At 74.4% G+C, this 15,107-nt stretch carries 10 protein-coding genes; 4 read left to right on the forward strand and 6 right to left on the reverse strand.

Annotation, left to right across the window (positions count from 1 at the left end; all coding sequences use genetic code 11):
* Positions 1-49: 49 nt before the first annotated feature.
* Positions 50-1,174 carry an ROK family transcriptional regulator gene (locus HT134_RS17350; RefSeq protein WP_175601405.1) on the reverse strand — a complete coding sequence of 375 codons (1,125 nt, stop codon included), beginning with the start codon at positions 1,172-1,174 and terminating at the stop codon, positions 50-52.
* A gap of 199 nt (positions 1,175-1,373) precedes the next feature.
* Here HT134_RS17350 and HT134_RS17355 point away from each other — a divergent pair, with 199 nt between their 5' ends.
* The 4 genes from HT134_RS17355 to HT134_RS17370 are packed head-to-tail and all read left to right on the forward strand — an operon-like array spanning position 1,374 to position 6,904.
* Complete coding sequence (locus HT134_RS17355; protein WP_175601406.1) at positions 1,374-3,086, forward strand: peptide ABC transporter substrate-binding protein; 1,713 nt, start codon at positions 1,374-1,376, stop codon at positions 3,084-3,086.
* Between the two features lie 4 nt (positions 3,087-3,090).
* A complete protein-coding gene (locus tag HT134_RS17360) occupies positions 3,091-4,050 on the forward strand; it encodes an ABC transporter permease (protein ID WP_175601407.1) in 960 nt (319 codons plus the stop codon).
* The gene (locus HT134_RS17365; RefSeq protein WP_175601408.1) at positions 4,047-4,916 is read left to right on the forward strand and encodes an ABC transporter permease; all 870 of its coding nucleotides are present in this window, start codon (positions 4,047-4,049) and stop codon (positions 4,914-4,916) included. Before HT134_RS17360 ends, HT134_RS17365 begins: the two co-directional genes overlap by 4 nt.
* A 2-nt stretch (positions 4,917-4,918) precedes the next feature.
* Positions 4,919-6,904 carry a dipeptide ABC transporter ATP-binding protein gene (locus tag HT134_RS17370; RefSeq protein ID WP_175601409.1) on the forward strand — a complete coding sequence of 662 codons (1,986 nt, stop codon included), beginning with the start codon at positions 4,919-4,921 and terminating at the stop codon, positions 6,902-6,904.
* A gap of 25 nt (positions 6,905-6,929) precedes the next feature.
* Here the strand turns inward: HT134_RS17370 and HT134_RS17375 are convergent, their stop codons facing one another.
* The 5 genes from HT134_RS17375 to HT134_RS17395 are packed head-to-tail and all read right to left on the reverse strand — an operon-like array spanning position 6,930 to position 14,977.
* A complete protein-coding gene (locus HT134_RS17375; protein ID WP_175601410.1) occupies positions 6,930-8,294 on the reverse strand; it encodes a glutamine synthetase family protein in 1,365 nt (454 codons plus the stop codon).
* Positions 8,291-10,111, reverse strand: a complete 1,821-nt coding sequence (locus tag HT134_RS17380; protein ID WP_175601411.1) for an IucA/IucC family protein — start codon at positions 10,109-10,111, stop codon at positions 8,291-8,293. Before HT134_RS17380 ends, HT134_RS17375 begins: the two co-directional genes overlap by 4 nt.
* Positions 10,108-11,487: a lysine N(6)-hydroxylase/L-ornithine N(5)-oxygenase family protein gene (locus HT134_RS45665; RefSeq protein ID WP_175601412.1), complete on the reverse strand. Its 1,380-nt coding sequence runs from the start codon at positions 11,485-11,487 to the stop codon at positions 10,108-10,110. The genes HT134_RS17380 and HT134_RS45665 overlap by 4 nt, the downstream gene beginning before the upstream one ends.
* Complete coding sequence (locus HT134_RS17390) at positions 11,484-13,427, reverse strand: IucA/IucC family protein (RefSeq protein ID WP_312888188.1); 1,944 nt, start codon at positions 13,425-13,427, stop codon at positions 11,484-11,486. Before HT134_RS17390 ends, HT134_RS45665 begins: the two co-directional genes overlap by 4 nt.
* Positions 13,424-14,977: a pyridoxal phosphate-dependent decarboxylase family protein gene (locus HT134_RS17395; RefSeq protein WP_312888189.1), complete on the reverse strand. Its 1,554-nt coding sequence runs from the start codon at positions 14,975-14,977 to the stop codon at positions 13,424-13,426. Before HT134_RS17395 ends, HT134_RS17390 begins: the two co-directional genes overlap by 4 nt.
* Between the last annotated feature and the right edge of the window lie 130 nt (positions 14,978-15,107).

The raw sequence follows: 15,107 nt of genomic DNA on the forward strand, positions 1-15,107 counted from the left end.
ACCTGGACGGCGGTGGACGGCGGTGGGCGGCGGCCTGGGCGGGTGAGGGCTATCCGGCCGAGGCGCGCACCAGGCGGCCGAGCCCGATCAGCGCGGCGTCCGGGCCGGCGAGGCTCGCCTCGATGGACAGGGACTGGGTGATCGACGGCAGGCACCGCTCGTACAGCGTGCCCTTGGCCGCGGCGACGTAGACGTCCAGGCTGGACAGCGACCCGCCGATGACCACGCTGTCGGGGTTGAGGAAGTTGACCAGCCCCGACAGCGCCACGCCGAGCAGCCGGCCCGCGTGGCGCACGAGCGTGACCGCGGCCGGGTCGGCGTCGAGGGTGGCGGCGATGACGTCGCCGGTGCTGCTGACCGGCAGGCCGCGCCGGGCCAGGTCGCGCACCAGGGCCGCGCCGCTGGCGACGGTCTCCAGGCAGCCGCGGCTGCCGCAGGAGCACTCCTGCTCGCCGCTGTCGGCCACGCGCACGTGGGTGACGTCGCCGCTGAGGCTGCGCCCGCCGCGGTAGACCTGGCCGCCGGAGACCAGGCTGCCGCCGATGCCGGTGCCGGCCTTGACGTAGATCATGTCCCCGGCGCCGCGGCGGACGGCCTGCTCGCCGACCGCGCCGGCCTTGGCGTCGTTGTCGACGACGACGTCGACGCCGAACCGCTCGCGCAGGTCGCTCTCGGCGTCGTAGCCGCTCCAGCCGGGCATGCGGGCCGGGCCGATGATGCGGCCCTGGGGGAACTGCACCGGGCCGGGCAGCGCCATGCCGACGCCCAGCAGCCGCTGGCCGGGGGCGTGCGCGGCCCTCATCCGGTCGAAGACCGCGCCCACCTCGTCGAAGATCGGGCCGGGGCCGGCTCCTATGTCGATGGCCCACTCCTCGGTGACGGTCAGGCCGCCGGAGGGCGAGCACAGACCGGCCCGGGCGTGGCGGGCGCCGAGCTCGGCCACCGCGTAGAGGCCGCCGGCGTCGCGCGGGCGCAGGATCCTGCGCCGGCGGCCACCGGTGGAGGCGCCCACGCCCTCCTCCAGGATGACGCCCTCCTCCAGGAGGCGGCGCACGACGCTGGACACGGTCGAGGGCGCGACCTGCAACGTCTCCACCAGATCCGCACGGGAGGCGGCCTGGCCACTGGCCAGCAGGCGGAGCGCCTGCTCGCGCAGACTGCCGGGATCCGACATGCCTCTCCTCTTGACGCGTCTCGCAGGTTCCATCATCGAGCACGCGGCCCGCCGAAGGAAGTTCCCGATGCGGACCCTACCTCGAAATAAGTGTCCCGAACAAAGTGGATTTTTCCCATTGACTTCGTTTCGGCACGTCATTAGATTCTCCGGACTGAACGGCCCCCGAGGGCCCGCGCATGTCTCGACGAGGAGAACCATGGGGACGAGAATCCGCATCGCCTGCGGTGTGGCGGCCATCGGGCTCAGCCTGACCGCCTGCGGCGGCGGCGCCGGCAACAGTTCGCAACAGGGCGGCGGCCAGGGCAAGGACACCGCGACCGTCGCCTTCCGCACGCCCAACTGGATCCTGCCGATCTCGGCCCCCGGCTTCACCCAGGGCGAGAACGACATCTTCACCACGGCGCTGTACCGCAAGCTGTACAGCTACAAGCTCGACGGCTCCAGCCCGGACAACATCGACCCGCGGCGCTCGCTGGCCGAGGCCCCGGCCGTCAGCGACGAGGGCAGGACCCTGACCATCACGCTCAAGGACAACACCTGGTCCGACGGCAAGCCGATCACCACCAAGGACATCCAGTTCTGGTGGGACCTGGTCACCACCAACAAGGACAAGTGGGCCTCCTACCGGCCCGGCGGCTTCCCCGACAACATCGCCGAGTTCAAGGTCAAGGACGACAAGACGTTCTCCTTCACCACGAAGAAGGCCTACAACGCGGCCTGGTTCATCGGCAACCAGCTCAACCGCATCGTCCCGCTTCCCCAGCACGCCTGGGACAAGGGCGACGCCAAGCAGACCTTCGCCGAGCTGACCGCGGCCGCCAAGGACCCCAAGTCCTACGCCACCAACCCGCTGTGGAAGGTCGGCAGCGGCCCGTGGAAGCTGGAGAAGTACGTGCCCAACGGCGAGGTCGTGCTCGCCAAGGCGGACACCTACTCCGGCCCCGACAAGCCGAAGCTGAACAAGGTCGTCCTGCGCCCCTTCACCGGCGACGACTCCGAGTTCAACGTGCTGCGCGCCGGCCAGCTCGACTACGGCTACATCCCGCCGGCCAACCTGTCGCAGAAGACCTACCTGGAGTCCAAGGGCTACACGGTCTCGCCCTGGTACGGGTGGTCGATCACGTACCTGCAGCTGAACTTCAACAACCCCAAGACCGGGGTGCTGTTCAAGCAGCCCTACCTGCGCCAGGCGCTGCAGATGCTCATCGACCAGCCGACCATCAGCAAGGTCATCTGGGGCGACATGGCCTCGCCCACCTGCGGCCCGGTGCCGTCCAAGGGTGAGGGCTGCGTCTACCCGTTCGACCCGGCCAAGGCCAAGCAGCTGCTGGAGGCCAACGGCTGGAAGGTCGTCCCCGACGGGCAGACCACCTGCCAGGACGCCGCCAAGTGCGGCGAGGGCGTCGAGCAGGGCGCGCCGCTGGCCTTCACCGTGACCAGCCAGTCCGGCTTCACCGCCACCTCGAAGATGTTCGCCGAGATCAAGTCGCAGATGGCCAAGCTCGGCGTGCAGCTCACCATCAAGGAGGTGCCCGACTCCGTCGCGGTCACCCCGGCCTGCAAGCCGAGCGAGTCCAAGTGCTCGTGGGACATGAGCTTCTTCGGCTCCCAGGGAAGCTGGTACTACCCGGCCTTCGCCTCCGGCGAGCGGCTGTTCCAGACCGGCGCCCCGGTCAACCTCGGCAGCTACTCCAACCCCGAGGCCGACAAGCTCATCGAGCAGGCCCAGTTCTCCGCCGACGCCTCGGCGCTGACGGAGTACAACGCCTTCCTGGCCAAGGACCTGCCGGTGCTGTGGATGCCGAACCCGGTCTACCAGATCTCGGCGTACAAGTCGGGGCTGCAGGGCGTGGACCCGCAGGACCCGATGAACCTGATGTACTTCCAAGACTGGTCCTGGAAGAGCTGACCCGGTGGCCCGCTACCTCCTCACCCGCCTGGGCCAGGCCCTGGTCATCGTGATCCTGGTGACGCTGATCACGTTCGTCATCCTGCACTTTCTGCCGGGCGGCGCGGCGCGGGCCATCCTGGGCAAGGAAGCGACGCTGGAGCAGATCGCCGCCTTCAACCACGACATGGGCTACGACCGGCCGCTGTGGGAGCAGTACGCGCTGTACCTGCAGCGGCTGGTCCGCGGCGACCTGGGCTACTCCTTCCAGCTCAACCAGTCGGTGGCCGAGGCGATCACGCAGCGCCTGCCCAAGACCATGGTGCTGTCGCTGGCCTCCACCGCGCTGGCGGTCGTGATCGCGATCCCGCTGGGCGTGGTGCAGGCCGTACGCCGCAACAAGTGGCCCGACTACACCATCAACGCCCTGTCGCTGCTGGCCTACGCCACGCCGATCTTCTTCCTGGGTCTCATGATGATCATCCTGTTCGCGCAGGTGTGGCCGCTGCTCCCGCCCGAGGCGCCGCAGGGCTTCACCCTCGGCGAGGTGCTGGCCGACCCGGCCGGGCTGGTGCTGCCCACGGTGACGCTGGCCGTCCTGACCGTCGCGGTCTACTCCCGCTACGTGCGCTCCTCGATGGTGGACAACCTCAACGAGAACTACGTGCGCACCGCCCGCAGCAAGGGCCTGTCCGAGGGGCGGGTCATCGTCGGCCACACCCTGCGCAACGGCCTGTTCCCCGTCATCACCCTGCTCGGCATGTACCTGCCGGCGCTGTTCAGCGGCGCGCTGGTGGTCGAGCGGCTGTTCAACTACCCGGGCATGGGGCTGCTGTTCTGGCAGTCGGCGCTCAAGCGGGACTACCCGATCCTGCTCGGCGTCACGCTGCTGATCTCGGTGGCGACCGTGCTCGGCGCGCTGGTCGCCGACGTCCTGTACGCCGCGGTCGACCCGCGCGTCCGGCTGAAGGCGAGCCGCTCGTGAACGACCAGACCCGCGTGCGCGGCCTGTGGCGCAACGGCCTGGAGGTGTTCGTCGACAACCGGCTGGCGCTGGCCGGCGTGGGCATCTTCGTGCTGCTGGCCGCCTTCTCCTTCCTCGGCCCGCTCTTCTACAGCAGCGACCAGGTCCACACCGACCTGGCCAACGTCTACCTCTCTCCCGGTACGGCCGGCCATCCGATGGGCACCGACGGCGTCGGCTACGACCAGCTCGGCCGGCTGATGGTGGGCGGGCAGACCTCGATCGTGGTCGGCCTGGCCGCCGGCCTGCTGGCCACCGTGGTGGGCACCGTGTGGGGCGCCATCGCCGGGTTCGCCGGCGGCTGGGTGGACGCGATCATGATGCGCGTGGTCGACGCCATGATGTCGATCCCGGCGCTGTTCCTGTTCATGCTCATGGCCGCCATCGTCACCCCGACCGTGCCGATGCTCATCGTCATCATCGGCGCCTTCGCCTGGCTCGGCCCGGCCCGCCTGGTGCGCGGCGAGGCGCTGACGCTGCGCACCCGCGAGTACGTGCTGGCCATGCGCGGCATGGGCGGCACCGGCGGCCGTGCCGTGCGCCGGCACATCATCCCCAACGCGATCGGCACCGTGATCGTCAACGCCACGTTCCAGATCGCCGACGCGATCCTGTACGTCGCCTATCTGTCCTTCCTCGGGCTCGGGGTGCCGCCGCCCGCCGCCAACTGGGGCGGCATGCTGTCCGACGGCCTGTCGGACACCTTCAGCGGCCACTGGTGGCTGCTCTACCCGCCCGGTATCGCCATCATCCTCATCGTCCTGGCCTTCAACTTCATCGGCGACGGCCTGCGGGACGTCTTCGAGGTCCGTCTCAGGAGAAGGTAGCCATGAGCCTGTTGCGGCTTGTCGACCTCAGCACCGACATCGCGCTGCGCCGCGGCGCCGTCCACGCCCTCGACCACGTCAACCTCGAGGTACGGCAGGGCGAGACGCTCGGCGTGGTGGGGGAGTCCGGCAGCGGCAAGACCATGACCGTGCTGTCGGTCATGGGCCTGCTGCCGCCCGGCGGGCGGGTCGTGAACGGCCAGATCCTCTTCGACGGGCGCGACCTGCTGGCGATGGCGCCCGACGAGCTGCGCCGGGTGCGCGGCGTGGAGATGGGCATGGTCTTCCAGGACCCGCTCACCTCGCTCAACCCGACGATGCGCATCGGCGCCCAGGTGGCCGAGCCGCTCCGCGTCCACCAGGGCGTGAGCAAGGCCGAGGCGCGCGAGCGGGCCGTCGAGATCCTGCGCCGGGTCGGCATGCCCCGCCCCGACAAGATCGTCGACGACTACCCGCACCAGCTGTCGGGCGGCATGCGCCAGCGCGCGGTCATCGCCATGGCGCTCATCCGCTCCCCGCGCCTGCTGATCGCCGACGAGCCGACCACGGCCCTGGACGTGACCACCCAGCGGCAGATCCTGGAGCTCATCGACGACCTGCGCGACGAGTTCAAGATGGCGGTCATCCTCGTCACCCACGACCTCGGGGTGATCGCCAGCCGCGCCGACCGGGTCGCCGTCATGTACGCCGGCCGGGTGGTGGAGACCGCGACGACCGAGGAGCTGTTCCGGGCGCCGCGCCACCGCTACACCGAGGCGCTCATGCACGCGCTGCCGGAGGCGGCGCAGGGCCGGGAGGGCAGGCTCTACTCCATCCCGGGGCTGCCGCCGGACCTGTCGCAGCCGCTCACCGGCTGCCGGTTCGCGCCCCGCTGCCGGCACGCCACCGACGCGTGCCGCGCCACCGACGTCCCGCTCGTCCGGGCCGCCGAGGACCACCTGTACGCCTGCCTGCACCCCGTCACCGAGGCCGTCACCTTCGCCCCCCGGGGCGCCGGTGAGGCCCGGCCCGCCGCCGCGTCGGAGCCGATCCTCTCGGTGCGCGAGCTGGTCAAGGAGTACGACGCCGGCGGCAAGGGCCGCGTCAGCGCGGTGGCCGGCGTCTCGTTCGAGGTCAAGGCGGGCGAGACGCTGGGGATCGTGGGCGAGTCCGGCTGCGGCAAGTCCACCGTGGGACGCCTGGTGGCCGGGCTGGAGGAGCCCACCGGCGGGCAGATCGTGCTCGACGGCACCGACATCGGCGCCCTGGACCGGCGGGCCCGCCGCCGCATGCACCGCGAGGTGCAGCTGATGTTCCAGGACAGCTACGCGGCCATGAACCCGCGCATGCGCGTCGACGGCATCCTCACCGAACCGCTGGAGATCCAGCAGGTCGGCGACCCGGCCGGCCGCCGTTCCCGGGTCACCCGGCTGCTGGACCAGGTGGGGCTGCCCACCCGGGCGCTGGAGCGCTACCCGCACGAGTTCTCCGGCGGGCAGCTCCAGCGCATCGGCCTGGCCCGCTCGCTGGCGCTGGAGCCGCGGCTGATCGTGGCCGACGAGCCGGTCAGTGCCCTCGACGTCTCGATCCAGGCGCAGGTGCTCAACCTGATGCGGGACCTGCAGTCGGAGCTGGGCCTGTCGTACGTCTTCATCAGCCACGACCTGTCGGTGGTGGACTACATGGCCGACCGGATCGCGGTCATGTACCTGGGCAAGCTCGTCGAGATCGGGCCGGCGAGCCAGGTGGTGCGCGCCGCGCGCCACCCCTACACCCAGGCCCTCATCGACGCGGTTCCCTCGCCCGACCCCGGGCACGCGCCCAGCCCCGCCACGGCCATCCGCGGCGAGCTGCCCAGCGCGCTGAACCCGCCCACGGGCTGCCGCTTCCGTACCCGCTGCCCGCTGGCCCAGGACATCTGCCGGACCGAGCCGCCGCTGGAGGGCGGCCTCCACCAGGTGGCCTGCCACTTCCCGCTCCGCGAGGAGGCCGCCGCCGCGCGGCCCTGACCTCAGGGCCGCGCGGCGCGGGAGGTCACAGGCGTTCGAAGCCGCGGACCCGTTCCCAGTCGGTCACCGCCGACTCGAACGCCGCCAGCTCGGCCCGCGCCGCCGCCGCGTAGTGCCCGGCCACCGCGTCGCCGAACACCTTCGCCGCCAGGCCGCCCTCCTCCCACCGGCGCAGCGCCTCGCCCAGGGTCGCGGGCAGCCGCGGCACCGACGGGTCGGCCAGCGCGTCGCCGGGGTGCGGCGCGGGCAGCGGCAGCCGGTTCTCGATCCCGTACAGCCCGGCGGCGATCACGGCGGCCACGGCGAGGTACGGGTTGGCGTCACCGCCCGGCACCCGGTGCTCCAGGCGCAGCGAGGAGCCCGAGCCGACGACCCGCACCGGGCACGTCCGGTTGTCCCGCCCCCAGGCGATCCCGGTGGGGGCGAAGCCTCCCGGCCGCAGCCGCTTGTAGGAGTTGACGTTCGGCGCCATGAAGAGCGTCAGCTCCGGCAGGCAGGCGAGCTGCCCGGCCACGAAGTGCCGGAACAGCTCCGACATCCCGTCACGTGCACCGGCGTCGGCGTCGGCGAACACCGGTGAGCCGTCGGCGCCGCGCAGCGACAGGTGGACGTGGCAGGAGTTGCCCTCGCCCGCGTCGAACTTCGGCATGAACGTCAGCGCCACCCCCTCCTGCTCGGCGATCCGCTTGGCGCCGTGCTTGAACAGCACGTGCTTGTCGCACGTGGCCATCGCCTCGTCGTAGCGGAAGACGATCTCGTACTGCCCGGGATGGCACTCCCCGCGCGCCGTCTCCATCGTCAGGCCGGCGCGGACCATCTCGCGGCGGATCCGGCGCACCACCGGCTCCACCTCGGACAACCCGTGCAGCGCGTAGTCCACGTTGTAGCGGGTGCCGGTCTCCAGCCCGTGGTAGCGCCGCTCCCAGGCGTCCCGGTACGACCCGCGGAACACCAGGAACTCCAGCTCGGTGCCGGCCAGCGCCGTCAGGCCCAGTTCGGTCAGCCGGTCGAGCTGGGCCCGCAGCACCCGCCGGGGCGCCACCTCCACCGGCTCGCCGCCCGGCCACACGGCGTCGGCGACGACGAGCGCCGTGCCGGGATCCCACGGCAGCGGCCGCAGCGTCCCCGGATCCGGCCGCAGCACGAAGTCCCCGAACCCCGACGCCCAGGCGTCGATCGCGTACCCGGGGCCGGTCGCCATCTCCACGTCGGCGGCCAGCAGGTACACGCACGCGCCGAACCCGTCCCGCGCCACCTCGTCCAGGAAGTACGGCACCGACACGCGGCTGCCCTGCAACCGTCCCTGGAGGTCGGGGACGGCGACGACCACCTCCTCGACGCGCCCGGCGGCGGCCTCCTCGCGCAGCCGTTCGTAGCCGGTCACGGTCATCGCTCCTCCCCGGAGCCGGCGCGCGGCCTCGGGACGCGCGCGCTGAAGAGGGGGTTGGGGACCGTGCCGTGGACGACGTCGAAGCCCTCGTCGCGCTCGGCCCGGTCGTGGAAGCCGCCGCCGAGCAGCTGCTCCCGGTTGAGCGCCACCCGGTCGAAGGACGGCGCCAGCAGCCCGAACGCCTCCGCCCGGCCGGCGTCCTGCGGGAAGCGGGCGTGATGGCGCTCGACCTCCTCGCGGACCAGCCGCCAGAACTCGGGCTCCGGCACGCCCAGGTGCTCCTCGGCCAGCGGCGCCAGGAACCGGAAGTGCCCGGCGAACACCGCGCTCAGCAGCGAGTGCGCCAGCTCCCCGGCCGGCCAGCGCAGCAGCACCGCGCGGGCCCGTTCCGACAGGCCGGCGTAGGCGGGCAGGTCCTCGGGCAGCAGGTTCACGTCCTCGGCGAAGTCCTTGACCGCGACCCCGACCGGCACGTTCGCGGCGTCGTACAGGATCACCGTGTTCTCGCCGTGCGGGCAGAACGCCACCCCGTGCCGGTAGAGGTGGCGCAGCAGGCCTGGCAGCAGCGCCGAGAACAGCCGGGCCAGCCAGGCGCGCGGCGCGAGCCCCGACCGGGACACCAGCTCGGCGGCCAGGGCCCGGCCGTCCGAGCCGACCGCGAGCAGCGCCGCCATGGTCCGCGCCCGCTCGCCCGGGCGCAGCAGCCCGGTCACCGGCTCGCGCCACACCGCGCCGAGCAGCTCGTGGTAGCGGTACGGCGCGTCGGGCACGGCCGCGTACAGGGGGTGGCGCACGGCCACCGACGCCACCTCGCCGAGCGGGTGGAAGCGCAGCTCGTCGCGCAGGTACGGGTCGCCGTCGCGCAGCGCGAGCAGCCACGCGCTCACGTCGGGCGCGGCCCGCGTCGGCTCCGTGGACAGGCCGCGCCAGACCAGGGTGTTGCGGATGAGCAGCGGCACCTTGACGTTGCGCCGCTCCGGCCGGTCCAGGTTGGCGAGGGTGCGGATCGACTGGAGCGGCCGGTAGCGGTCGGGGCCCTCGCCGAGCGGCACGATCCGGCCGTCGGCCAGGTACGGCGCGAACAGCGGCTCCACCGCCTCGTCCCAGTGGAACGGGTGGACGGGCAGCCACGTGAACGCGGCCGGGTCGAGCCCGCCGCGCGCCGCCGCCTCCTCCAGGACGACGGCGAACTCCTTGCGGACCTCCTCGTCCAGCTCCTCCGCCAGCAGCCGGTCCGCGTCCAGCCCCGGCACGCCGGAGTACGCCGCCAGCGACGCGTGGACGGCCGCCCACCGCAGGCGCACCGACCCGGCGGCCTCGGGGGCGTAGGCGGCGGCGTCGGAGGCCGAGAAGCCGAGGCGGCCCTTGTTGAGCAGCATGCAGGGGTGGCCGTGCTGGTGCGCCTCCAGGTCGAGGTGGTCCAGGTCGGCCAGCTCGGCGGCGGGCAGGGCGCGGGAGAGGATCTCGGCCTCGGCGCGGCGGGTGGCGGTCAGCTCGCGCAGCGCCTCGGCCGTGGTGGGGCCGTCCCAGCCGAGGACCGGGCGGGCGTCGAGCAGCAGCCGCTCGGGCCCGTCCCCCGGCTCTCCGGGGTCGGGGTGGCGGCGCGGCGTGCCCGGCTCGACCCGCCACGAGCCGAACGACCCGCGCGCCGCCCGGAACGTCCACCGCGTCCCGCCGCCCAGCTCCAGCAGGTAGCCGCCGTCCGTCCCGTCCGGCCGCGGGACCAGCAGCTCCTCGTACGCGAACTCCTCGATCGCCTTGACCAGCAGCCGCCGCCCGGCCTCCGCCCACGCCTCGCGCCACACGACCCCGCTCACCTCGCGCCCCCCTCGGACCGGGCCTCGGACCCGGTGAGCGCGGGCTCGGCCGGCGGCGCAGGCTCGGGAGCGCCGAACGTGGTCCACGCGGCGCGCGCGGGCACCGGCACCACGGCGCGCCCGGCGGCGGCGTTGAGGATCGTGGCCGCCCGCCACGCCCCCAGCGTCAGGTCCGGGGCCCCCACCCCGTGCGTGTGCGTCTCCGCGTTCTGCACGTACAGCTCGCCCGGCACGCGCGGGTCCAGCGCCACCCGGTAGTCGCCGTTCACCTGGTAGCGGCCCCGCCCGTCCCAGTCGACCAGCTCGGCCAGCGGCTCCAGGAACGCGGGCCGCGCCGCCGCGTACCCGGTGGCCAGCACCACGGCCGAGGTCCGCACCTCGAACGCCGTGCCCTGCTCCCGGTGCCGGCAGGTCAGGGCGTAACCGCCGTCGCGCTCGGACGCGGCCACCACCTCCACCCCGGGATGCAGCGCGGCGCGCGGCTCGGCGCCGCCGATGGTCCGCTCGTACAGCTCGTCGTGGATGTCGCCGAGCGTCTGGCCGCTGACGCCCTTGTAGAGCTGCCACTGCTCGCGGACGAGCCGGTCGCGGACGGCCTCGGGCAGGTGGCGGAAGTAACGCACGTAGTCGGGGGTGAAGTGCTCCAGGCCCAGCTTCGAGTACTCCATGGGGGCGAACGCCGGGGTGCGGGCCAGCCAGCGGACGTACGGACCGCCGAGGCCCCGCCCGTCCTGGTGGCGCAGCAGGTCCAGCACGACCTCGGCGCCGGACTGCCCGGCGCCGACCACCGTGACGTCGGGGGCGGCGGCCAGCGCGGCCCGGTGGGCGCGGTAGTCGGCGCTGTGCAGCACCCGGCCGGCGTGCGCGCCGCCCAGCAGCGGGCGCAGCGGCTCCGGCACGACCGGCGCCGTCCCGACGCCCAGCACCACCCGCCGGGCGTGCGCCCGCGACACCGCTCCGGCCGCCGACCGGTACGTCAGCGCGAATGCCCCGGCCGCGCCGTCCCACTCCAGCGCGGTGACCTCGGCGTCGAACCGGCACGACGGCAGCCGCTCGGCCACCCAGCGGCAGTAGTGGTCGTACTCGCGGCGCGGGATGTGGAAGCGCTCGGAGAAGAAGAACGGGAACATCCGGTCGTGGCGCCGCAGGTAGTTGAGGTACGACCAGGGGCTCGTCGGGTCGGCCATGGTGACCAGGTCCGCGAGGAACGGCACCTGCAGCACCGTGCCGTCCACCAGCAGGCCGGGATGCCACGAGAAGGCCGGCTTGGCGTCGAGGAACAGGGCCCGCATACCGGGGACGCCGTCGCACAGGGCGGCCAGCGACAGGTTGAACGGGCCTATGCCGACACCGGCCAGGTCGTAGGGGGCGGTCACCGCTGCACCTCCGAGAGGGGGTTGGGAAGGTCGATGTAGACGGACTGGGCGTGGACGTCGCCGGCGAGCTCGTCGCGGCCGTCCACGCAGGTGAGGTGGTTGCCCTTGCAGCGCAGCACCGGGGCGTCGAGCAGCAGCCCCAGCAGGCCCTCGGCGCCGGGCTCGGCCGCGCGCAGCCGCTCCAGCGCCGCGCGCAGCACCCGCAGCAGGTCCTCCTCGGCGGCCAGGCCCAGCGCGCCGAACGCGCCGACCACGCCCAGCAGGTTGCCGACGCCCAGGTAGTAGGCGACCCGCTCGTCCACGAACGCGTCGTCGAAGACCAGGTCCACGCCGTCGGCCAGGCCGGGCACCAGGCGCTCCAGCTCGCCGGCACGGGAGGCGGCCACGTAGTAGCCCTGGCTGTCTCGGTACCAGCCGGCCCGGGGCAGGCCGTCGGCGTCGAGCGCCACCAGGGTGTTCTGGTGGTGCGGCTCCAGCGCGACGCCGTACCTCGCCTGGAGGCGGACGAGGGGCACGGCGAGCACGTCGAGGTAGCGCGCCAGCCACAGCGCGGACGCCTCGGCGACGGACACGGCGCGGGCGCGGGCGGCACGCTCCACGGCGGCCGCCAGGAGCGCCCGGTGGCGGGGCGGGGAGCCGTCGCCGGGGCCGGTGCGCTCGGCGAGCAGCCCGGCCACGCACAGCGCGCCGCCCGCGCCGCTCCGGAACGGGTTGTCGCGGATGGCGGTCTCGAAGCCGGTCTCCGCGCCCCCGACCCCGGCGCGCCCGCCACCGCCCGCGCCCCCGGCACCCGCGCCCCCGGCGCCCTGGCCTGCCGCGTCCGCGCTTCCCGCGCCGTCCACCGCCACCCAGGCGAAGTCGCGCAGGATCCCGAACGCCGGGTGCTCGGCCCGCAGCCACGCGGCCGGCCCGGCGGCCAGCAGGCGGGCGGCCCGCACGCCGAGGCGCAGCTCGCTCCGCAGGTTCTCGCGGCGGGAATTGGTGATCCGCATGCCGAGCGACAGCTTCAGCATCACCTCCGCCTCCGCCCGGTACACCGTGCGGACCGAGGAGGTCGGATGCCAGGCCGGGCCGGCGGGCCCGAGCGGCCGCAGCAGCCCGGCCTCCACGAGGGCCGCCACCGCCGGGCGACGCATGACCTCGCGCGCCTGCCACGGGTGGGCGGGCACGGGCGTCCAGCCGTCCGGCAGGTCCAGCCCGGCCGGGGCGACCCGCCGGCACAGCTCCGCCGGGTCGCGGCCGTCCGCGCTCTCGCCGGTCACGACGCCGGGGGCGGCGGCGAACCAGTGCAGCGGGAACGAGCCGCGCAGCTCGGGGGAGTACGCGGCCAGCTCGCCGGCGGACGCCTCCTCACGGCTCTTGGGCGCGGAATGGAACGGGTGCCCCAGCAACAGCGCCTGCTCGGCCCGGAGGAACGCATCCGCGACCGGGGGCGTCGTCGTCGCGGGGAAGGCGGCCGTGTCGAGGGGCGTGTCCGGTCCCTCGGCGCGGCGGCCGGCCAGGTGCGCGGTGACACGGCGGGCGGAGTCGAGCACCCGCGAGGTGGCGTCGGACACCCGGTGGGCGGGCAGCCCCGCGCGCACGGCCGTCTCGCGCACGACGACGGCCGCGACCAGCGCCACCCCGGCCGCCGCCGCCGGGCCGCCGCCGGCCAGGTACGGCTCGCCGAAGCGGTGCCACCCCGTCGCGGACCGGTGGCGCACCGGGACGCGCAGCCGCACCCCGGCCGCCGGGAAGTCCAGGACGAGCTCCTCGCCTGCGGCGGGCACCGGGATCGCCAGGTCGCGCACGTACGCCCGCAGCAGCGTCTCGGTGGCCGCCGCCTCCCCGGCCCGCGCCACGTCGGGATGGTCGAGCGGGTCGGCGGCGCCGAGCGGGGCGTGGTGGATCGGGTCGGCGGCGCTGAGCGGGGTGTGGCCGAGCGGGTCGGCGACGCTCACGAGAGACCCGCCTCCTCGGCCTCGCCCGCCGCGGCCACCAGGCCGACCAGCCGCTCCACGTCGGCGACGGTGGCGTGCGGGTTCAGCAGGGTGAGCTTCAGCCGCACGCGCCCGCGTCCGCCGCTGGGCTCGCGCCCGCCTCCGCCGCCGGGCGCACGGTCGTGGTCGCCGCCGGCATCCTCGGGCAGCTCGGTGCGGCCGACCACCGCCAGCCCCGCACGCAGCAGGCGGCGCCGCAGCGCGGCGTTCACCTCGTCCGCGCGCCGCGGGTCGCGCGGCAGGTAGCGGAACAGGAACGCCGTCAGCACCGGCTCGGCGTGCAGCTCCAGGCGCGGGTGGGCGCGCACCGCCGCCGCGCCCGCGCGGGCGAGGTCGTGGCAGGCGTCCACCAGCCGTCCGAGCCCGTCCCGGCCCAGCGTCCGCAGGGTGACCGCGATCTTGAACGCGTCGGCCCGGCGCGTGGTGCGCAGCGAGCGGCCCAGCAGGCTCGGGTATCCGGCTTCCTCGTCGTCGGCCGGGTTGAGGTAGGCGGCGCGCCGGGCCAGGGAGGCGTACGTCTCCTCCCGCCGTACCAGGAACACCCCCGCCGCCGCGGGCTGCCAGCCGAGCTTGTGCCAGTCCAGGGAGATCGAGTCGGCCAGCTCCACGCCCGCCAGCAGCGGCGCCAGCCGGTCCGAGAGCAGCGCGCCCCCGCCGTAGGCGGCGTCCACGTGCAGCCACGCCCCGTGCTCGGCGGCCAGGGCCGCGCACTCGGGCAGCGGGTCGATCGCGCCCGTGTCGGTGGTGCCGGCCGTCGCGACCACCGCGACCGGCGGCTCGCCCCGCCGCGCGGCCTCCCGCAGGGCCCGCTCCAGCGCGGCCGGGTCCATCCGCAGCTCCCGGTCCACGGGGACGGCGACGACCGCGTCCTCGCCGAGCCCGAGCAGGGCGGCGGCCCGGCGCACCGAGAAGTGGGCGGCGGCCGAGGCGAAGATCCTCGGCCGGACCCGCCCGGACAGGCCGCGGAGCTGCACCGGCTCTCCGGTGACCCGCTCCAGCACGCGGTCACGGGCCAGCATCAGGCCCATCACGTTGGACTCGGTGCCGCCGGAGGTCAGCACGCCCGCGGCCGTGCCGGGGTAGCCGGCGAGCCCGGCCAGCTCCCTCAGCAGCAGCGTCTCCAGCTCGGTCGCCGCGGGGGCCTGGTCCCAGGAGTCCAGGGACGGGTTCAGCGCGGACACGGCCAGGTCGGCGGCCACGGCTACGGCCAGCGGCGGGCAGTGCAGGTGCGCGGCGCAGGCCGGGTCGGTCGGGTCGGCCGCGCCGTAGGCCAGCAGCTCGGTCAGCCGGCCGAGGGCCTCCTCGCCGCGCGCCTCCGCCAGGGCGCGAGCCACCTGCGCGGCCAGCGCCCCTGGGGTCTCGGCGGGCACGGGGCCGCCCCGCCGCACCGCCCCGGCGGCCAGCCCGCCCAGCACACCCCGCACCGCCTCCGCCAACGCCTTCCCCGGTCGAACCGACGCCAGCGCCTCGCCGGCCCGCGCCGTCGCGGGGCCGTCGCCTGACGGTGGCACGACCTCGTCGGGTGGCCTCGACGCGAGCTCACCGGGTGGCACCGACACGGCCTCGTCGGGTGGCGGGACCGGCATCGGGGAGAGGGCCGGTGCGGGGGACGCCGAAGGACCGGCTTGCGTGTCCGGCTCG

The sequence above is a fragment of the Nonomuraea rhodomycinica genome, assembly GCF_013363995.1.
Classification (GTDB): Bacteria; Actinomycetota; Actinomycetes; order Streptosporangiales; family Streptosporangiaceae; genus Nonomuraea; species Nonomuraea rhodomycinica.

Coding starts and splice junctions, on each gene's coding strand:
- HT134_RS17355 (WP_175601406.1), top strand. CDS start 1,374: ATGGGGACGAGAATCCGCATCGCCTGCGGTGTGGCGGCCATCGGGCTC.
- HT134_RS17350 (WP_175601405.1), bottom strand. CDS start 1,174: ATGTCGGATCCCGGCAGTCTGCGCGAGCAGGCGCTCCGCCTGCTGGCC.
- HT134_RS17370 (WP_175601409.1), top strand. CDS start 4,919: ATGAGCCTGTTGCGGCTTGTCGACCTCAGCACCGACATCGCGCTGCGC.
- HT134_RS17375 (WP_175601410.1), bottom strand. CDS start 8,294: ATGACCGTGACCGGCTACGAACGGCTGCGCGAGGAGGCCGCCGCCGGG.